This window comes from Kitasatospora sp. NA04385 (assembly GCF_013364235.1).
Taxonomy (GTDB): Bacteria; Actinomycetota; Actinomycetes; order Streptomycetales; family Streptomycetaceae; genus Kitasatospora.
Map to the genome: position 1 here is coordinate 3,250,623 of NZ_CP054919.1, position 18,251 is coordinate 3,268,873.

The 18,251-nt window shown below is 74.4% G+C and carries 18 protein-coding genes and 3 pseudogenes; 9 read left to right on the forward strand and 12 right to left on the reverse strand.

Going from position 1 to position 18,251, the window contains the following annotated elements; all coding sequences use genetic code 11:
* The 4 genes from HUT16_RS14265 to hemL form a co-directional block, all read right to left on the reverse strand.
* On the reverse strand, nt 1-780 hold the full coding sequence (locus HUT16_RS14265; protein WP_176188557.1) for a cytochrome c biogenesis CcdA family protein: 780 nt from the start codon (nt 778-780) through the stop codon (nt 1-3).
* A complete protein-coding gene (locus HUT16_RS14270) occupies nt 777-1,379 on the reverse strand; it encodes a TlpA disulfide reductase family protein (protein WP_176188558.1) in 603 nt (200 codons plus the stop codon). The genes HUT16_RS14265 and HUT16_RS14270 overlap by 4 nt, the downstream gene beginning before the upstream one ends.
* A gap of 151 nt (nt 1,380-1,530) precedes the next feature.
* Nucleotides 1,531-2,181 (reverse strand): histidine phosphatase family protein, encoded by a 651-nt coding sequence (locus HUT16_RS14275; RefSeq protein WP_254898304.1) that lies wholly within the window; start codon nt 2,179-2,181, stop codon nt 1,531-1,533.
* A 35-nt stretch (nt 2,182-2,216) separates the two neighbouring features.
* Complete coding sequence (hemL, locus tag HUT16_RS14280) at nt 2,217-3,560, reverse strand: glutamate-1-semialdehyde 2,1-aminomutase (RefSeq protein ID WP_176188560.1); 1,344 nt, start codon at nt 3,558-3,560, stop codon at nt 2,217-2,219.
* A gap of 361 nt (nt 3,561-3,921) precedes the next feature.
* Between hemL and HUT16_RS14285 the strand changes: the two are divergent.
* Nucleotides 3,922-4,416, forward strand: a pseudogene (locus tag HUT16_RS14285) (hypothetical protein); the annotation flags it as partial.
* A gap of 10 nt (nt 4,417-4,426) precedes the next feature.
* Here the strand turns inward: HUT16_RS14285 and HUT16_RS14290 are convergent.
* Entirely contained in the window at nt 4,427-5,095 is a 669-nt protein-coding gene (locus HUT16_RS14290; RefSeq protein WP_176188562.1) for a response regulator transcription factor, read from the reverse strand.
* 102 nt (nt 5,096-5,197) lie between these two features.
* Between HUT16_RS14290 and HUT16_RS14295 the strand changes: the two genes are divergently transcribed.
* A complete protein-coding gene (locus tag HUT16_RS14295; RefSeq protein WP_176188563.1) occupies nt 5,198-6,556 on the forward strand; it encodes a DUF2079 domain-containing protein in 1,359 nt (452 codons plus the stop codon).
* Here HUT16_RS14295 and HUT16_RS14300 read toward each other — a convergent pair.
* Both HUT16_RS14300 and HUT16_RS14305 read right to left on the reverse strand, forming a co-directional pair.
* Nucleotides 6,499-8,100, reverse strand: coding sequence for a cell wall metabolism sensor histidine kinase WalK (locus HUT16_RS14300; protein ID WP_176188564.1), 1,602 nt, complete (start codon nt 8,098-8,100; stop codon nt 6,499-6,501). The genes HUT16_RS14295 and HUT16_RS14300 overlap by 58 nt on opposite strands.
* A 30-nt stretch (nt 8,101-8,130) precedes the next feature.
* Nucleotides 8,131-9,015 carry a LysR family transcriptional regulator gene (locus HUT16_RS14305; RefSeq protein ID WP_254897803.1) on the reverse strand — a complete coding sequence of 295 codons (885 nt, stop codon included), beginning with the start codon at nt 9,013-9,015 and terminating at the stop codon, nt 8,131-8,133.
* Nucleotides 9,016-9,086: 71 nt separating this feature from the next.
* Here HUT16_RS14305 and HUT16_RS14310 point away from each other — a divergent pair, with 71 nt between their 5' ends.
* A complete protein-coding gene (locus HUT16_RS14310) occupies nt 9,087-9,869 on the forward strand; it encodes an NAD(P)-dependent oxidoreductase (RefSeq protein WP_176188566.1) in 783 nt (260 codons plus the stop codon).
* A gap of 114 nt (nt 9,870-9,983) precedes the next feature.
* A pseudogene (locus HUT16_RS14315) lies at nt 9,984-10,142 on the forward strand (YbhB/YbcL family Raf kinase inhibitor-like protein); the annotation flags it as partial.
* Between the two features lie 50 nt (nt 10,143-10,192).
* Here the strand turns inward: HUT16_RS14315 and HUT16_RS14320 are convergent.
* Complete coding sequence (locus tag HUT16_RS14320; protein WP_176188567.1) at nt 10,193-10,951, reverse strand: GntR family transcriptional regulator; 759 nt, start codon at nt 10,949-10,951, stop codon at nt 10,193-10,195.
* A gap of 169 nt (nt 10,952-11,120) precedes the next feature.
* Here HUT16_RS14320 and HUT16_RS39735 point away from each other — a divergent pair, with 169 nt between their 5' ends.
* Nucleotides 11,121-11,675 carry an ATP-binding protein gene (locus HUT16_RS39735; protein ID WP_368662739.1) on the forward strand — a complete coding sequence of 185 codons (555 nt, stop codon included), beginning with the start codon at nt 11,121-11,123 and terminating at the stop codon, nt 11,673-11,675.
* A 183-nt stretch (nt 11,676-11,858) separates the two neighbouring features.
* On the opposite strand, the pseudogene HUT16_RS39740 reads toward HUT16_RS39735, so the two are convergent.
* Nucleotides 11,859-12,632, reverse strand: a pseudogene (locus tag HUT16_RS39740) (N-acetylglucosamine kinase); the annotation flags it as partial.
* A gap of 312 nt (nt 12,633-12,944) precedes the next feature.
* Between HUT16_RS39740 and HUT16_RS14330 the strand changes: the two are divergent.
* The gene (locus HUT16_RS14330; protein WP_176188569.1) at nt 12,945-13,523 is read left to right on the forward strand and encodes a DUF4291 family protein; all 579 of its coding nucleotides are present in this window, start codon (nt 12,945-12,947) and stop codon (nt 13,521-13,523) included.
* Nucleotides 13,524-13,533: 10 nt separating this feature from the next.
* On the opposite strand, the gene HUT16_RS14335 is transcribed toward HUT16_RS14330, so the two are convergent.
* Nucleotides 13,534-15,189 (reverse strand): RICIN domain-containing protein, encoded by a 1,656-nt coding sequence (locus tag HUT16_RS14335; RefSeq protein ID WP_254897804.1) that lies wholly within the window; start codon nt 15,187-15,189, stop codon nt 13,534-13,536.
* A gap of 242 nt (nt 15,190-15,431) precedes the next feature.
* Nucleotides 15,432-15,671: a chaplin gene (locus HUT16_RS14340; RefSeq protein ID WP_030457840.1), complete on the reverse strand. Its 240-nt coding sequence runs from the start codon at nt 15,669-15,671 to the stop codon at nt 15,432-15,434.
* Between the two features lie 449 nt (nt 15,672-16,120).
* On the opposite strand from HUT16_RS14340, the gene HUT16_RS14345 reads away from it, so the two are divergent.
* From HUT16_RS14345 to HUT16_RS14355, 3 genes are all read left to right on the forward strand, one after another.
* A complete protein-coding gene (locus HUT16_RS14345) occupies nt 16,121-16,363 on the forward strand; it encodes a chaplin (protein WP_176188570.1) in 243 nt (80 codons plus the stop codon).
* 86 nt (nt 16,364-16,449) lie between these two features.
* Complete coding sequence (locus HUT16_RS14350; RefSeq protein WP_033252292.1) at nt 16,450-16,740, forward strand: chaplin; 291 nt, start codon at nt 16,450-16,452, stop codon at nt 16,738-16,740.
* Nucleotides 16,741-16,854: 114 nt separating this feature from the next.
* Nucleotides 16,855-17,238 (forward strand): hypothetical protein, encoded by a 384-nt coding sequence (locus HUT16_RS14355; protein ID WP_176188571.1) that lies wholly within the window; start codon nt 16,855-16,857, stop codon nt 17,236-17,238.
* Nucleotides 17,239-17,325: 87 nt separating this feature from the next.
* Here HUT16_RS14355 and HUT16_RS14360 read toward each other — a convergent pair whose 3' ends face one another.
* Complete coding sequence (locus tag HUT16_RS14360) at nt 17,326-18,033, reverse strand: hypothetical protein (protein WP_176188572.1); 708 nt, start codon at nt 18,031-18,033, stop codon at nt 17,326-17,328.
* Nucleotides 18,034-18,251 lie beyond the last annotated feature (218 nt).

Here is an 18,251-nt window from a genome sequence, read left to right on the forward strand (position 1 = left end):
TCAGATTCCGATCGAGAAGTCCTGGGTGAGGTACTGGAGCTGGTTGACCAGCGAGTCCCACACCCCCGTCACCAGGGCCAGGCCGACGGCGACGAGCATCCCGCCGCCGATCCGCATGACCCACTGGTAGTGCTGCTTGACCCAGCCGAAGGCGCCCAGGGCCTTGCGGAACGCCAGCGCGGCCAGGACGAACGGTACGCCGAGGCCGAGGCAGTAGACGGCCATCAGCAGTGCGCCACGCCCGGCGCTGGCCTGGTCGATGGCCAGGCCCTGGATCGCCGCCAGCGTCGGCCCGATGCACGGCGTCCAGCCGATGCCGAACACCAGGCCGAGCAGCGGGGCACCGGCCAGGCCGATCGCGGGGCGGCGGTGCGAGCGCAGTTCGCGCATGGTGAAGCCGGGCAGCAGGCCCATGAAGGCCAGGCCCATCAGCACGGTGAGCACGCCCATCACGACCGAGATGACCCGCCGGTGCGCCTCCAGGCTGTGGCCGAAGGAGCCGAACAGCGCGCCGCCGGAGACGAACACCGCGGCGAAGCCGAGCACGAACAGCAGCGAGCCGGCCAGCATCCGGCCGCGCCGGGCGCCCCTGGCGTCGGAGAGGTCGGCGGCGGAGAACCCGGTGACGTAGCTGAGGTAGCCGGGCACCAGCGGCAGCACGCACGGCGAGAAGAACGAGACCAGCCCGGCGGCCAGCGCGATCGGCAGGGCCAGCACCAGCGCGCCGCTGCCGACCGTCTCGTTGTACCCGATGTCGGACGCCGCCAGCAGGGTGCTCACTTCGACTCCGCCAGCACCGGGTCGACCATCTTCTGCAGGTCCTCGGCGGACATCGCGCGCATCGCCCGGGCGGCCAGCCTGCCGTCCCGGTCGATCACGATGGTGGTGGGGATGGACTGCGGGTTGAGGCTGCCCTTGGGGAACTTGAGGATCTCGGCGCCGTCCGGGTCGTAGATGCTCGGGTAGGTGACCCCGAAGTTCTTCTCGAACGCGACGGCGTTGGCGGTGTCGGTGTCCCGGGTGTTGATGCCGAGGAACTGGACCTGGTCGCCGTACTTCTCGCTGGTCTCCTGCAGGCCCTTGGCCTCGGCCCGGCACGGGCTGCACCAGGAGCCCCAGATGTTGAGGACGACCACCTTGCCGCGGTAGTCGGAGAGCTTGAGCGGGTTGCCGTCCAGCGAGGTGCCGGTGATGTCGGGGGCGGCCACCCGGCCGGCGGGGGCCGCGGTGGCGATGCCGCCCTTGCCGGTGACGAAGCCGACCCCGCCGCCGCTGTTGCTGCTGCTGCTGCCGGAGCTGGAGCACCCGGCGAGGGCCAGGGCGGTGGCCGCGCCGAGAGCGGCGGTGAGGCGGATGCGGCGGCTGGACGTCCGTGACATGTGAAAAGTTTCGCATGGCTTCGCGGCCCGTTTTAGGGGGGTCCGGCCTTCTCGGACGGACCCCCCTTGACCTGCGGCTTTCCCGCTTATGATCGTCTTAATTCGGGCATATCGCCACGCGCTGGGCTTACTCCGCGCGGCCCGGTGTGAGCTACGCCCCGAAGCTCTTGCCCACCGGCTTGTCGCCCTTCTTGCCCTGGCCCACCAGGTGCGCCGGCAGCAGGTCCCGGGCCGGCTCGCGGTAGCCGATCGAGACGATCCGGTCGCCCTCGTAGGTGAAGCTGGTCAGCGAGGCCAGCGAGCACTGCCGGCGGCGCGGGTCGTGCCACAGCCGGCGGCGCTCCGCGAAGGAGCGCAGGATCCAGATCGGCAGCTGGTGGCTGACGCACACCGCCTCGTGCCCGCGGGCCGCGTCCCGGGCCGCCGCGAGGGCGCCCATCATCCGCACCACCTGGTCGATGTACGGCTCGCCCCAGGACGGCTTGAACGGGTTGGTCAGGTACTTCCAGTACGCGGGGTTGCGCAGCGAGCCGTCGCCGACGCCGAAGGTCTTGCCCTCGAAGACGTTCTCCGCCTCGATCAGCCGGGGGTCGGCCGCCACCTGGAGGCCGTGCGCCTTGGCGATCGGCTCGGCGGTCTCCTGGGCGCGCTCCAGCGGCGAGGCCACCACGTGCGTGATGTCCCGGTCCTTGAGGTGCTCGCCGACCCGCTCGGCCATCTGCCGGCCCAGGTCGGAGAGGTGGTAGCCGGGGAGGCGGCCGTACAGCACGCCCTCCGGGTTGTGCACCTCACCGTGCCGCATCACGTGGACGACGGTGATGTCCTGGTTCTTCTCGGTCACTTGGCGGTCTCCTCGGTGGCCTCGGCCGCGGCGCGGGCGGCGGCGGGCAGGGCGGCGGCGATCCGCTCGACCGCGCGCTCGTCGTGCGCGGCCGAGACGAACCAGGACTCGAAGGCCGACGGCGGCAGGTAGACGCCCTGGCTCAGCATCGAGTGGAAGAACGGGTTGAAGCGGAAGGCCTGCTGGCCGCGCGCCTCGTCGTAGTTCGTGACCTGCTGGTCGGTGAAGAAGACCGAGAACATGTTGCCCGCGGTCTGCAGCCGGTGCGCCACGCCCTCCTTGGCGAGCGCCGCGGTGACCAGGCCGGACACCTCGGCGGCCGCCCGGTCCACGGCGGCGTACGCCTCGTCGGTGCAGTGCCGCAGCTGGGCCAGGCCGGCGGCGGTGGCGATCGGGTTCCCGGAGAGCGTGCCGGCCTGGTAGACCGGGCCGGCCGGGGCCAGCTGCGCCATCACGTCGGCGCGGCCGCCGAACGCGGCGGCGGGGAAGCCGCCGCCCATCACCTTGCCGAAGGTGAGCAGGTCCGGCGCCCAGCCCTCCTGCGCGGCCTCCAGCCCGTACCAGCCGGCCCGGGAGACCCGGAAGCCGGTCATCACCTCGTCGGAGACGAACAGCGCGCCGTCGGCCCGGCAGATTTCGGCCAGGCCGCGGTTGAAGCCGGGCAGCGGCGGGACGACGCCCATGTTGCCGGGCGAGGCCTCGGTGATCACGCAGGCGATCTCGCCGGGGTGGGCGGCGAACGCGGCGCGCACCGCGTCCAGGTCGTTGTACGGCAGCACGATGGTGTCGCCGGCCTGGGCGCCGGTCACGCCGGGGGTGTCCGGCAGGGCGAAGGTGGCGACGCCGGAACCGGCGGCGGCCAGCAGCGCGTCCACGTGACCGTGGTAACACCCGGCGAACTTGACCACCTTGGCGCGGCCGGTGAAGCCGCGGGCCAGCCGGATCGCCGACATGGTGGCCTCGGTGCCGCTGGAGACCAGGCGCACCTGCTCGACCGGCGCGATCCGGGAGACGATCTCCTCGGCGAGCTCCACCTCGCCCTGCCCCGGCGTCCCGAACGAGGTGCCGAGGGACACCGCCCGCTGCACCGCCTCGACCACCGCCGGGTGGGCGTGGCCGAGCAGCATGGGGCCCCAGGAGCAGACCAGGTCCACGTACTCGCGGCCGTCCGCGTCGGTCAGGTACGGGCCGGTGCCGGACACCATGAAGCGGGGCGTGCCGCCGACCGCGCGGAAGGCCCGCACCGGCGAGTTGACGCCGCCGGGGGTGACGGCCAGGGCGCGGTCGAACAGCGACTGGGACTGGGGGGCTTCGTACGGGTAGCTCATCTGCTCGCTCATCCGTTGGGTGCTGGGAGCGGCCGGGAACCGCCCTTACCCGGACATGGTCTCAAATCGTGTCCTGGCGTTCTGCATGTCGGGCCCGATCATCTGGAACGATGATCCGTGTGCTGCTCCCCTCACTGGCTGTGCCAAAGGTAAGGTCGAGTGACGCGCGCTCGTGTAGCGCGCCGGCAGACGGGTAAGGGGCATGTTCGGGAGGGACACCGAGCGTGCGAGGGTCTGTCGATTCCGGCGAGTTCCGGTGAGGATGGTCCGAGTGTCCGAGAGGCAGGACGGTTTCGACGAGGCCGCGGGGCTCAGCCGCAGGCCCGGCGAGGCCGGCGGGGGTACGGGAACGGGCAGGGGAAGGAGGGGCGAGGGCAGAGTGGGGGTCACCTACAAGTACTTCGGCGCTCCGGACCGCGCGACCGCCGCCAGGGTTCCCACCGCTCTCGGTCCCGGCGGCCTGGGGCTGGACGCCGGCGAACTGGGCACCCTCGGCCGGCTCGGCGACCTGATGGAGACCAGCGGCTCCGCCGGCGGCCACCTCTCCACCAAGATCAAGCCCGAGACGATGAGCGCGATGGTGCTCACCGGCATCCAGGGCGTCCCGCTGCACCACGTCCCCCCGCTCGAACTGGTCGTCCTGCACCCCGACTACGCGGTGGTCCAACTCCCGCACACCGTGGTCGAACCGCTGCGCAAGGCCGACGAGACCGAGCTCGGCGCCGCCGCCTTCATCTGGTCCACCGTCCCCGACCGCCGCGGCCCGCGGGACGCCTTCGTCATCTACCAGATGCTGCACGAGTGGCAGGACTTCGCCAACCGCCTGCACGAGGCCGGCCACCAGCTGTACTGCCTGGTCTGGCCCTGACGGTCCGGGGTCAGGGCACCAGCCGGTAGCCGACGCCGCGGACGGTCTCGATCACGCAGCGGGCCCGGGCGGCCGCGAGCTTGCGGCGCAGGGCGGCGACGTACACCTCGACGATGTTGAGGTCGCCGCGGAAGGCGGTGTCCCAGACCGAGTCGAGGATCTCCGGCTTGGGGACGGCCTGGCCGGGCCGCCGGGCCAGGCACTCCAGGACGCCGAACTCCTTGGCGGTCAGCCGCAGTCCCGTCCCGCCGACGGTGCAGCGCCGGGCCGCCGGGTCCACCGTCAGGTCGCCGACCGCCAGCACCGCGGAGCGGCCCGCCGCGCCCCGCCGGATCAGGGCGCGCAGCCGGGCGGCCAGCACCACGTACGAGAAGGGCTTGCGGAGGAAGTCGTCCGCCCCGCAGTCCAGCGCCTCGGCCTCGTCCCACTCGCCGCTCTTCGCGGTGAGGATCAGCACCGGCACCGGGTTCTCCGCCTGCCGCAGGGCCCGGCAGACCCGGTAGCCGTTGAGCCCGGGGAGCATCAGGTCGAGCACCACCGCCGCGTACCGGACCGCCCCGGCCTGCGCCAGGCCGCTCACGCCGTCGCCCGCCACGTCGACCGCGTAGCCGTCGGCGCGCAGCCCGTCGGCGAGCGACTGCGCCAGCCGTACCTCGTCCTCGACCAGTAGGAGCCTCATGCCGGCCAGCCTAGACAGGGCCCCGGCGGGGCGGCCCGGGGCTGAAAGGATCTTCAGCTTCGTTCAGGATCCCCTCAGCGCGGCCTTCCTACGTTCGCGCCCATGCTGTTCCGACGGTGGTTCCCAGTCCTGCTCCCGGTGGTCCTGTTCGGCGCCTACGGCACGGTGGCGGTGGTGCGCCAGCAGCGGATGGAGACCTCCGGCTTCGACCTGGGGATCTTCGAGCAGGGGGTGCGCGGCTACGCCGGGCTGGGCGCGCCGGTGTCCGCCCTGAAGGGCAGCGGGTTCAACCTGCTCGGCGACCACTTCAGCCCGGTGCTGGCCGTCCTCGCGCCGCTCTACCGGCTGTTCCCGGACGCCCGGACGCTGCTGCTCGCGCAGGCGGCGCTGTTCGCGCTGTCCGCGCTGCCGGTGGCCCGGCTGGCCGTGGACCGGCTCGGGCCGGTGCGCGGCGCCGCGGTGGGCTGCGGGTACGGGCTGTCCTGGGGGCTGTGGACGGCGGTGGAGTTCGACTTCCACGAGATCGCGTTCGCGGTGCCGCTCGCCGCCTTCGCCGTCGAGGCGCTGGCCCGCGGGCGGTGGCGGGCCGCGGTGGGGTGGGCGCTGCCGCTGCTGCTGGTCAAGGAGGACCAGGGCCTGCTGGTGGCGGCGGTCGGGGCGTACGTGTTCGCCCGCGGACGGCGGGCGCTGGGGGCGGCGGCGGTGCTCGCCGCGGTGGGCGTGACGGTGCTGGCGGTGTTCCTGGTCATCCCCGCGCACAACCCGGACGGCCTGTACACCTATGCGGCGAGCGGGAGTTGGCGGGGCGGCGACCCGCTGGCCCGGCTGCTGCTGCCGGGCGGGAAGTGGCGGACGGTGCTGGTGCTGCTGTTGCCGACCGCGTTCCTGGCGCTGCGCTCGCCGCTGGTGCTGCTCGCCGTTCCCCCGCTGGCGGCCCGCTTCTGGTCCGTCGACCCCGCCTACTGGGACACCCGGCAGCACTACAACGCGGTGCTGATGCCGATCCTGTTCCTGGCGCTGACCGACGGCCTGGACCGGGTGCGCCGCCGGGCGCGGCCGTGGTCCGGGCCGGTGGCGGCGCTGGTGCCGGTGCTGGTGCCGGTGCTGGCCCTGCTGCTGTTCCCCCCGGCCCCGGCCGGCTCCGCTCCCCCGCGGCCGGTGGACGCCCGGGCCGTGCTGGCGACCGTCCCGGACGGCGCCCGGGTCGCCGCCGCGAACCGGCTGGCGCCCCAACTGACCGGGCGCTGCACCGTCTCGCTGTTCCCCTACCTCACCCGCCCCGGCCGGGACGCGCCGTGGGGCCGCCCGACCGCGGAGTGGGTGGCGGTCCTGGACCGGCCGGGCGACTTCCCGCTCCCGGAGGCCGAGATGCTCCGGGCCCGCGCCGAACTGGCCGACCAGGGCTACCGCGAGGTGGCCGCCGGGGGCGGGGTCGCGGTGTACCGGTGGTCGCCCGACTGATCCGGGGCCGGGGCCCGGTCCGGGGCCGGGTTGTCGGCCGGGGCCGGGTCGGACGTGTCGAGGGGCAGCCGGACCACCAGTTCCGCGCCGGTGCCAGCGGACGGCTCGACGGCCTCGGCCGAGCCGCCCAGCCCCTCGGCGATGCCCCGCACCAGCGACAGGCCCAGCCCCGTGCCGCCGTCCGTCCTGGACCTGGCCTCGTCCAGCCGGACGAACCGTTCGAAGACCCGCTCCCGGTCGGCGGCCGGAATGCCCGGACCGTCGTCGGCGACGGTCAGCACCGCCCGGCCGTCAAGGACCCGGAGCGCCACCGTGACCCGCTCGGCGGCGTGCCGGCAGGCGTTGTCCAGCAGGTTGTCGACCACCCGGCCGAGCAGCTGCTCGGTGCCCGGGACGGTGACGGGCCGCAGCTCGGCCACCCGGATCCGCCGCTCGCCGCCGAAGGCCCGTTCGGCGAGTTGCTCGGACAGCAGGCCGTCCCATGCGACGGTGGCGGTCTGGCGGGGCCGCTCCTCGGCGCGGGAGAGCAGCAGCAGGTCGTCGGTGAGCCGGTGCAGCCGGGTGGTGTCGGCCAGGCTGCGCTCCACCACCTCGCGCCAGTCGGCCCGCTCGGGGTGCGCCACCGCCACCTCCAGCGTGCTGCGCAGCACGGCGACGGGGGTGCGCAGTTCGTGGGCGGCGTCGGTGACCAGGCGGCGCTGCTCGACCAGCGAGCGCTCCAGCCGGTCGAGGGTGCGGTTGGTGGTCACCGCCAGCCCGGCGATCTCGTCCCGGGCCGCCGGGACCGGCACCCGCTCGTGGAAGGCACCCGCCCCGATCAGCTCCATCCGACGGCGGATCGCCTCCACCGGTCGCAGCGCCAGCCCGGTGACCGCCCAGGCCACCAGCGCCACGAACAGCGACCCGAACGGCACCACGTACCAGCCCAGGATGGAGCGGACCTTGGCCCGGGTGGCCTTCGCCTCGATCGGGTTGACCATGATGTAGGTGGTGACCCACTGGTCGGCCAGGTCGGTCCGGCCGGTGAGCGCGTTCAGGTTCCGGCCGCGCTGCGGCTCGGTGCGGCGCAGGAAGGTGACGGTGCGGTCGGTGGGGTTGGGGCCGACCGGCGTGCTGATGTCGTAGCCGACGCCGTCCGGCAGGTGGATCCGCAGCAGGTCGGCGTAGCCGTGCACGTGGTTGGTCAGCGGCGGGAGGTAGTTGGACTTCCCCTGGTCGACCCGGTCGTGGACGGCCCAGCTGCCGTCCTCCAGCACGATGGCGTACGCCGACTGCTGGTACCCGCCCTCGATCAGGCGGCCGAACCACGCGATCCAGGGCGGGGCGCCGGGGTCGGTCGGTTCGGTGTCGGGCGTCTCCGGGGGTGTGATCGCGGCGTCCAGCAGGGTGGCCTCGCGCAGCGCCTTCGCCTCCGCGTTCGGCATCCACTGCTGGTAGGCCGCGTCGCCGACCCAGACGGTGGCCAGCGACAGGGCGAGCACCGAGGCCGCCGCCGCGCCGAGCGCGGCCCGCACCCGTACCGAGACCCTCCCCCACCAGCGCACCGCGCCAGGATAGGCGACGACCGCCCGTGGTCAACTCCCGGCCGCGGCCCGGAGGAAGGGCAGGAAGGCGGCGACGGCCGGGGCGGGCAGCCGGCCCCGGCGGACGACGGCGTGGACGTGGCGGACGGGGGTGTCGTCCGGGTGCAGCGGGACGAGCGCGAGGTCGGGGCGGGCCGCGCGGGCGGCCAGCGAGGGGATCAGCGTGATGCCCAACCCGGCGGCGACCAGGCCGAGTTTGGCCGTCCAGCCGGCCACCTCGTACTCGATCCGGGGGTGGAAGCCGCTGCGGACGCAGGCCGCGAGCAGGGTGGCCTCGGGGTGGCGGCTGGCAGCGATCCAGGGTTCCGGGGCGAGTTCGGCCAGCCGCAGGCGGCGGCGCCGGGCCAGCGGGTGGGTGCGCGGGACGGCCACCAGGACGGGGTCGTCGACCAGCCGGTGCAGCTCGAACAGGTCGGTGTCGTACGGGTGTCCGGGGTAGGCGGTGACCACGGCGAGGTCGATCGAGCCGTCCGCGAGCAGGCCGAGCAGGTGGCCGGAGAGGCCCTCGGTGAGGGTCGGCGCGATCGCCGGGTGCGCGGCCCGGAAGGCGGCCAGCGCGGCCGGGACGAGGGCGGCGTTGGCGCTGTCGAAGGCGCCGAGCCGGAGCCGGCCGGTGGCCAGGCCGGTGAGCGCGGCCAGGTCGCGCCGGGTGCCGTCGAGCCGCTCCAGCAGCGCCTCGGCGTGCGGCAGCAGCGTCCGCCCGTGCTCGGTCAGGCACACTCCGCGGGGCAGCCGGTCGAACAGGGCGACGCCCAACTCGCCCTCCAGTGAAGCGATCTGACGCGAGATCGCGGACTGCGTCCAGCCCAGCCGCTCGCCCGCCGCGGTGAACGAGCCGAGTCGGGCCGCGGTGCGGAAGACCTCCAGCCAAGCCATGTCCATAGTGCATGGCTACCATGCCGGACATTCGTTTGTCGCCTGGCTGGGACGCGCCTAGCGTGGTCGCCATGGAGATCACGGAGCGGGTGGCAGTGCTGGGGCTGGGCCGGATGGGGCTTCCGATGGCCCGTCGGCTGGACGGTGTGGCGAAGGAGTTGACGGTCTGGAACCGGACGGCGGGCCGGGCGGGGGGCCTGGCCGAGGCGGCCTCCCCCGAGGAGGCGGTGCGCGGTGCGGACGTGGTGGTGACGGTGCTCGCCGACCCGGCGGCGGTCGTCGAGGTGGCGGACCGGTTCCGTCCGGCGCTCGCCCCGGGTGCGCTGTGGATCGACATATCCTCGATCGGCCCGGCCGCCGTCGCCGAGCAGCGGGCCCAACTCCCGGACGGCGTGCAGCTGGTGGACGCCCCGGTGCTCGGCAGCGTCACCGCCGCCGCGGCCGGCTCGCTGGTCGTCTACGCGGGCGGCGAGGACTCCGCGCTGGACCGGGCGCAGCCCGTGCTGGAGCACCTCGGCCGGGTGGTCCGCTGCGGCGGCCCCGGCGCGGGCGCGGCCCTCAAGCTGGTCATGATGGGCGCCGTCGTCAGCTCGGTGACCGTGGTCGGCGAGGCCCTGGCCGTCGCCGAACGCCTCGGCGTCCCCGCCGCGCAGGCCCGCCGGGCCCTGGCCGCGGGCCCGCTGTCCGGCGTGATGGCCCGGATCGACAGCACCGACGCGGACTTCCCGATCCGCCTCGCCGCCAAGGACCTCGCCCTCGCGGGGGGCGGCCCGGTCTTCGCCGCCGCCCTGGCCACCCTCCTCGCCGACCCGGCCCGCGCCGAACTCGACCTCGGGGCGGCGGCGAACGGCTGACGGCGAACGGCTGACGGCTGACGGCTGACGGCCCGCCGGAGGCGAACGGCACCGGGGGAAGCCGGGAAAACGGCGGGAGCGGGCGGCCGGCTCGGCGCGGAGCAGGCGTGGTACGCGGGCGGCGGCGGGTTCCCGGGCCTGCCCGCCGGGGCGGGGCACGGCCGCAACGGCTACGGGAGCAACGGCTTCGGCGGGGCCGCGCCGCCGCCCGGCCGCGGCCCGCACCGCTGCGTGTTCGCCGTGCGCGCCCTGCCGGTGGAGCCCCTCGGGCCGGCCTCGGTCAGCGGCGCCGACGCCGTCACCGTCGCCGTCGCGGGCCCCGGTCAGGCGTCGAAGTCGTACTCCAGGATGTACGAGGCCGAGTCGAGCACCATCTCGTTGACCTCCACCGCCTGCCCGTCCTCGGCGAACGCGATCCGGTGCACCAGGAACACGGGCGTGCCCGGCGCCAGCGCCAGCCGGTCCGCCTCGTCCCCCGCGGGCATCCGGGAGCGGATCTGCTCCTGGAAGTGCACCGGCTTGTGGCCCAGTTCGGCGAGCCGGGCGTACGTGCCGCCGGGGCCGGTGTCGGGGTCGGTGATCCGGCTGCCCGCCACCAGCGCGGCCGGCAGGTACGAGTCGGAGAGCAGCACCGGCTTGCCGTCCAGCACGAAGCGGCGGCTGCGCACGCAGGCCGGTTCGCCGCCCTTGAGGCCGAGCACGGCGGCGATCTGCTCGGGCGCCTCCCGTTCGGTGACGCTCAGCTGGTCCACCGCCAGCTCGCGGGAGGCTATGTCGGCCGACCAGACCGAGGCCCCGCCGCCCCACGTCCGGCCGGCGAGCCGCTGGATGCCGCGGCGCCGTATCGGCCGGAACTCCCGCACGAAGACGCCCACCCCCCGGCGGGCCTCCGCTATCCCCTCGCCCTGCAGCACGCCGAGCGCCTGACGCGCCGTCATCCTGGCCACGCCGTACGTCGCCATCAGGTCGTTCTCGCCGGGGAGCCGGTCGCCGGGGCGGTAGCGCCCGGCGTCGATCTCGCGCTTGAGGTCGTCGGCGATCCGCTGGTACTTGGGCTGCGTGGCGCGCGGTTGACTGGTCATGTCGGCGGACTTCCTTCCCCTCTTCTCTAGACATCCTACGCAGGGGCGGCTCCTGACGCATTGACATCTCTAGAGATTTCAGCTTGTCTAGAGATGTTGGGATCTGACATACCCTCATATCGGCTGCCGAGTCTCCGCCCATCGGGCGAAACCGCGTGAGGAGCCCGCCATGTCCGTCCACCGTCGATGGTTCTCACTGCCTCGCGAGCCCGCCACCGTCGCCGCCGGACGCCGCCGGGTCCGCGACCTCCTCACCGCCTGGAACACCCCCCTGGACGAGGACACCCGCTTCACCCTCGACCTGGTCACCTCCGAACTCCTCGGCAACGCCGTCCGCCACGCCACCGGGGACGCCGTCACCGTCGGGGTGCACGCCGACCCGCTGCACCACCGCGCCGTCATCGAGGTCTACGACTCCTCCACCGCCGTCCCCGTCCCCGGCCGCCCCGCCGAGGACGAGGAGTCCGGCCGCGGCCTGCTCCTGATCGCCGAACTCGCCCTCGCCCACGGCGTGGTCCGCAAGCGCGGCGGCAAATGGGTCTGGGCCGAGATCGCCCTCCCCGGCGCCGCCGCCCGCCCGTCCGGGGCGGCCCGCCCGGCCGACACCGCCCGCCCGTCCGGGCGGCCCGCCCGGCCGACACCGCCCGCCCGGCCGACGACGCCGGCCCCGCCGCACAAGGCCCCGCACGGCGGGGTCGCCCCCTGGGCGATGACCTGCCAGTGACCGCGGCCTCAGGCGGTCAGCGCGCGGTGCAGCTCCGCGGTGCCGCGGCCCAGTGACCGCGCCGCCAGCCAGGCCGCCGCGCCCGCGCCGTTGCCCGCGGTGCGCAGCCGGGCCCGGGCCAGCGGGCGGCGAGCAGCGGGCGGAGCCGGGCGGCCAGCGGGTGTCGGTGGTGAGCAGGCCGCCGGCCAGCACCACCGGGAGCGCGGAACCGGGCGCGCGCAGCAGGGCGAGCGTGTCGAGCAGGTGGTCGGCGGCGCGGGCCACCAGGGCGAGCGCCGCCGGGTCGCCCGCACCGGCCCGGTCCAGGACGACCGGGGCGAGCCGGGCCAGCCGGGTGGGGGCCTGTGCGTGGACGGCGGCGATCAGCGCCGACCGCGGGTCCTCGCCCGGGCCGTCGGGGCCGGTCAGCGCCGCGGCGACCGCCGCGTCCAGGCCGGTGAGCGGCTCGTCCCGGTCGATCGCGGTGAGCGCGCCGGAGACGGCCTCGCGGCCGAGCCAGACGCCCGAGCCGCGGTCGCCCAGCAGCCAGCCGTGCCCGTCCGCGGTGCGGCGCAGTTCGTGGCCGCGGATCTCGGCGGCCATCCCGCCCGTCCCGCTGAGCACCACGTTCCCGTCCGGCTCGGCGGTGCCGGCGGCGTGCGCCAGCAGCACGTCGCTCACCAGCACCGGGTGCGCGCCCAGCCCGAGGCCGTCCCAGAGCGCCCCGAAGTCCGAACGCGCCACCAGCCCGCCCGCGAGCCCCAGCACCCCCGCCGCGACCCGCCCCGGGTCCACCCCGGCCAGCGCGGCCCGCACGGTGTCCCCGATCTCCTTGGCCGCGGTCTCCGCCCCGTGCGCGACCGGGTTCCCCCCGGCGCCCCGGGCCCGCCCGACCACCCGCCCGTCCAACTCCGCGACCAGGGCGCGCGTACTGGTCCCCCCGACGTCCAACCCGAGCACCAAGGCCGTACCGGTCACCGCGAACCTCCAGGCAGAGAGGCCGCCATGCTATTCGGGCCAGGCCGGCGGCACGCGAAATCAGGGGCCCGGGGAACGGCGGGGCCGTGCTGCGCAGTGGCCCCGACAGGGGCCCGGGGAACGGCGGGGCCGTGCTGCTGGTGGCCGGAGCCCATCGAAGTGTCCGTGCTGCTGCGTGTCTTTGACAGAACCCGAAGCCGATGCGCGCTCCGGCAGTGAACCGTCAGCAGCCACGGGCTCGCCGTTCCCCGAGCCCCTGAATGCACACGAGCCCCTGGCGGGGCCCTCCCGTCCGCAGGTCACCATGGTGGGGTGGAGCAGACACCGAAGCGACAGGTCCGGGCCCGGTACGACGAGGAGACGGTGACGGTCTACCAGGCGTTCGGGCCGGAGATCGCCGAGCCCGCCGCGGCGGCGGGGCGGTTCCCGGCGGCGTTCGACCCGGGGCGGATGACCTGGGTGAAGCCGTCGTTCCGCTGGCTGATGCACCGCAGTGACTGGGCCCGGAGCGCGGGGCAGGAGCGGGTGCTCGGGGTGGTGATCCGGCGGGCCGGGTTCGACGCCGCGCTGGAGGCGGCGGTGCTGAGCTCGTACGAGCGGGGGGTGCACGACTCGCGGGCCGCGTGGCAGCGGGAGCTGCGGCGCGCCGAGGCCCGGGTGCAGTGGGACCCGGAGCGGGACCTGGACCTGCGGCCGCTGGGCCACCGTTCGCTGCAACTGGGGCTGAGCGGCTCGCTGGTGGAGCGCTACCTGGGCGAGTGGCTGGTGCGGATCGAGGACCTGACGCCGCTGGCCCGCGAGCTGCGCGCCACCCGGGAGCCGGGCCGGTTGCCGCCGGAGCGGCCGTACCCGGTGCCCCCGGGTGCGGCCGTCCGGCTGGGGGTGTCCTGACCCCCCGGGGTCAGCCGTGCAGGTAGACGATGCCGAGCTTGGTGAGCCGCCAGTGCTGGGCGGCGGAGCCGTCGTCGGCGGCGAGCCGGACGAGGGCGTTGCCCTGGCCGTCGGTCTGCGGGCCGGCGGTGGCGAGCTTGGTCGGGTCCTGGGAGTCGGCGAGCCGGTAGGTGCCGTCGCCGACGGGCTTCAGCAGCCAGTGCTGGTTGCCGCCGCCGTTGCAGCGCCACTGCTGGACCTTGGCGCCGGGAGCGGTGGAGGCCCCGGCCACGTCGAGGCACATGTCGCGGTTGCCGCTGAAGTCGAGTTCGTAGCTGCCGCCGGCCTTGGCCTCGAGGACGAAGGACTGGTTGAGCCCGCCGGTGGCCGGATAGGTGAGGGCGGTGCGGCCGTTGGTGGCGTCGCCGTAGCTGCCGCCGCCGGAGAGGTCGAGCACCTTGCCGTCGGCCTGGTTGGTGAGCTGGTACCAGGCGCCGTCCTCGGGGGTGTCGGGGAACGGCTGCCCGGGGGTGAGCGCGGTGATCGAGGTGCCGTCCTGCTGGTTGAGCGAGCAGAACGCCTGGTCGAGCGCGGCCTGCTGGTAGAACTGCCGCAGGCAGGCGGCCTCGGCGGCGTACCCGGCGACCCGCAGGTGGTACGACTGGCGGACGTTGTTCATGCACAGGCCGGGAATGGAGATCGGGCTGTCGCAGCCGTTGCGGGTCTTCTCGGACAGGTCGATCACGTCGCCGTTGGTGTACTCGTACGGGGAGGTGGTCCACTCGGCGCAGACCTCGTGGCCGAAGGCGACCCGGCGCTGGTCGAGGTAGCGCACCCCGGGGACGCCCGCGGCGGCCTCGCGCAGGGCGTCGCTGAGGGTGGGGACGACCCAGTTGTGGCCCCAGGCGAGGTCCTCGGGGAAGGCGGGGCAGCCGTCGGCGACCTTGCCGGCGTAGTCGTTGCGCCGGATGTCGGGGGTGATCGGGTTGAAGTACGACTGGTAGACCAGCTGGTAGGAGTCGTCCGTGTAGCCGGCCGCCCGCATGGTGCTCCGGACGCTGGTGAGCGCGGCGGTCACCTTGGGCTTGACCGCGGCGGCGCGGCGGGTGATCTCGGCGCTGCCGATGGTGTCCCGGCAGCCCTTGGACTGCGGGATCGGGAAGTACTGGGCGAGGCAGTCCATCATGATGTTCGCGAACTCGAAGTCGTCGTTGGCGCCGATCGTGACGACCACCATCTTGACGTCGTACTGGCGTGCGGTGGCCGCGAGTTGGACGTCCTGCTTGGGTTCGCCGAAGTCGCCGCTGCCCGGCCCGGTGATCTTCGCCAGCTCGGGGTCGCTGACCAGGTCGCCGGTCTGGGCGCCGGAGCAGGCCAGGTCGATCGGGGTGACGCCGGGCAGCTTGGTCACGAAGATCTCGGACTTGGTGGAGCGGTGGCAGTAGTTGGTGGGCGTGTCGGTGCCGGGGACGTAGTCGTCGTTCGTGTCGGTGCCGGCGCCCTCGCCGGAGATCGCGCTGTCGCCGAGCGCGACGATCGCGGCGGGCTTGCCGGGGCTGCCGGACGCGGCCTGCGCGTCGGCGGCGCCGAGGCCGGAGCCGAGGCCGAGGGCGGCGAGCAGGGCGGCGGTGGCAAGCAGGACGGGCGGACGGCGGCGGGCGGGGGCGGAGCGGGGTGACCTGGACACTCATGACTCCTTGCGAGGGTGGGGGATCGCCCGGCGGCTGCCGGGCGGCGCGGAGCACGGGGCCGGGCGGACGGCCCGGCGAACATGAGGCAGGCTCACATGCTAGGTACTGACAGGTAACACAACAAGACTCGCGACAGCATGACGCCCCGTCACCCACCGCCCCCGGAAAGCGGACGAGCCGCCGCCCGCACCCCGCCAGGAGGGTGCGGACGGCGGCTCGGCCGACCAGGGGTCGCGCGTCAGCCGACGTTGGCGCAGGAGTTGCCGAACGCCGGGTTCAGGGCGCCGATCACGTCGATCGAGTTGCCGCACAGGTTGACCGGGATGTGGACCGGCACCTGGATCTCGTTGCCGGAGGCGACACCGGGGGAACCGGCGGCGACACCCTCGGCGCCGCTGCTCGCCATGGCGGAGCCCGCACCGGCGGCGACGATGCCCACGACAGCGGCGCCGACGGCGGCGGCCTTCTTGATGCTCATGCTGAGTCTCCTCGATAAATCAGATCTTCCAATTGCCGCGCCGGGGGCTGCCGGTAGGAAGCACACGGGACGTGCACCAGGCCAACGAAACCGCCCCGGTGCAGTTGCGCACGCCCCCGAACAATCACCCGCTCGGCGTAATCCGCCGCATTCGGGTGATCGGCGGATCCGCCCGTTTCCCCGGCCGCCCCGGCTCGTTCTTCCTCACGAACACCGCTCCACAGGCAGCCCCGAGCCGCCCTGGACGCGCCGCGGAACGACCGCTCCCCGCCGTGAGCGAGCGGTCGCGGGCGCACCCCGACGCGGCACGCTTCGCCCAAGCCACGGGCGACACGAGGGTGTTGGGCCGCGTGAGTGACATTCACGGCGCATCCGGAAAACCCCGGGCGATGATGCGATCGCCCGGCACCCGACCATCCACAGTCGGGCAGAACGTGAGGAAGAAAGCTATGCGCAACTTCAAGAAGGCCGCGGTCCTGTCCGTCGCCGCCGCCGGCCTGGTCCTCGGCTCGGCCGGTCTGGCCAACGCCTCCTCCGGCGCCGAGGGCGTCGCCGCCGGCTCCCCCGGCGTGCTCTCCGGCAACCTGATCCAGGTCCCGGTGCACGTCCCGGTCAACGTCTGCGGCAACACCGTCAACGTCATCGGCCTGCTGAACCCGGCGTTCGGCAACTCCTGCGCCAACGTCGGCTGAACTGCCTGACGCAGCGCCCGCGCCGCACCGCACACCCGTGCGGTGCGGCGCACCAACTCCCTGTGTGATCTAGGAGATCAACCCCCATGCAGAACGTGAAGAAGGCCGCCGTCCTGTCGGCCGCCGCTGCCGGCCTGGTGCTCGGCTCGGCCGGTCTGGCCAACGCCTCGGCCGGCGCCGAGGGCGTCGCCGCCAACTCCCCCGGCGTGCTCTCGGGCAACGCCGTGCAGGTGCCGGTGCACGTCCCGGTGAACGTCTGCGGCAACTCGATCAACGTCATCGGCCTGCTGAACCCGGCGTTCGGCAACTCCTGCGCCAACATCGACGCCCCGGTCGTCGAGGAGCCCCCGGCGCCGCCGGTCGGCGACGACTGCTGACCAGCCCCCGGCTGATCGGCAACCCCGTGCAGACCGCCCCTCGGCCCCGTGGCCGGGGGGCCGCGCGCGTTCCTCCCCGGAGCACCGCTCCGCTCACCCCGTAAGGATTGGCCGATGTCCCGGAAGACCACCGGCGCCGTGGCCGCGCTCGGCGCCGCGATGCTGCTCGGCGGCGTCACCGCCCAGGCCGCGCACGCCGAGGCCGAATCGCTCGGCGGGCTCCCCGTGCCCACCACCCACCTGCAGAACACCGACGCCCAGCAGGCCGTCGGCGGCACCACCAGCGCGCTGGGCTACGCGCTCGCCCCGGTGAAGGAGCTGCGGCTCGACCCGTGGGCCGGCTCCGGCGCGGACGTGCTGAACAACGGCGTCGCGGTCGTCCCCGACAACGGGGTCGCCCCGGTCGGCACCGCCCCGCTCACCTCGCCGCTGTCCGGCGGCGGCGGCGCGGAGGACCTCCCGCTGGCCGGCCCGCTGCTCGGCGTGCTGCCCGGCTGAGCGCACCGCCGGGCGCGGCGGAACGCGCAACGGCCCGGGCTCCTCCCCCCGCGAGGAGCCCGGGCCGCCGCGCGTTCCGGCGCGGCGTCAGATCCGCGCCTGGTCCAGCCCGCCGGCGAGCACGCCCACCGGGTCGGCCTGGTTGATCATCTCGCCGGTGGTGGCGGTGGTGGTGGCCGCCAGGTTCCGCACCGAGTCGGTGACCGAGACCTGGTCCTGCTCGCCGCCGAGCGAGGCGCTCGCCCCCGGGACGGCCTGCACCGGCGCGGTGACCAGGTGCGGGTCGACCTTGTCCAGGGTCAGCGCGGCGTCGGTGATCCGGCCGCCCTGGCCCTCCACGAAGGAGACCGGCTGCCCCAGGCCGACCGCCGGGCCGCCCAGGTTGAGCGGGGCGGCCGGGGCGTCCAGGCCGAGGGTGCCCAGCTCGGCGCCGCGGTCCACCTCGGGCAGCGGCAGCACCGCGCCCAGCGAGGGCCCGGTCTTGCCGCCGTTGATCGCGGGCAGCACGTGGTCCGGGATCGGCCGGGTGGGGCTCTGCCCGGTCTCGGCGGGCGGCATCAGCGGCGAGGTCGGGATCCCGCCGTGGATCTCGCCGCCGGCCGGCAGCAGCGGCAGCGACGCGGTCGCCGCGCTGAGCGGGATGCTGAACGGCACCTCCTGGCCGGCCAGGCCGTCCTCGATCGCGGCCACCTCGGCCGGGGTCTTCGGGGCCGCCTGGGCCACGCCCTGGGTCGCCGCCACGCCGGCGCCGACCGCCAGCAGCAGGGCGCCGGTCGCCCGCTTGGAGAGCTTCATCGTGTTCGCCGTTCGTTCGGGTAAATTCGTTCGGGAAAGTTCGTTCGGGTAAATCCGTTCGGGAAAGCCCGTTCGGTGAATTGACCCGAGGTCCGAGTGCCCGGGTGGGCACCCTGGCGAACGATCCAGCTCCCCTACGGATAGCGGGAGTTAACCGGAACGGCTGAATAATCCGATCTCCGCATGGTCGACAATCCGACCGGCGCGCGGGCGAAACG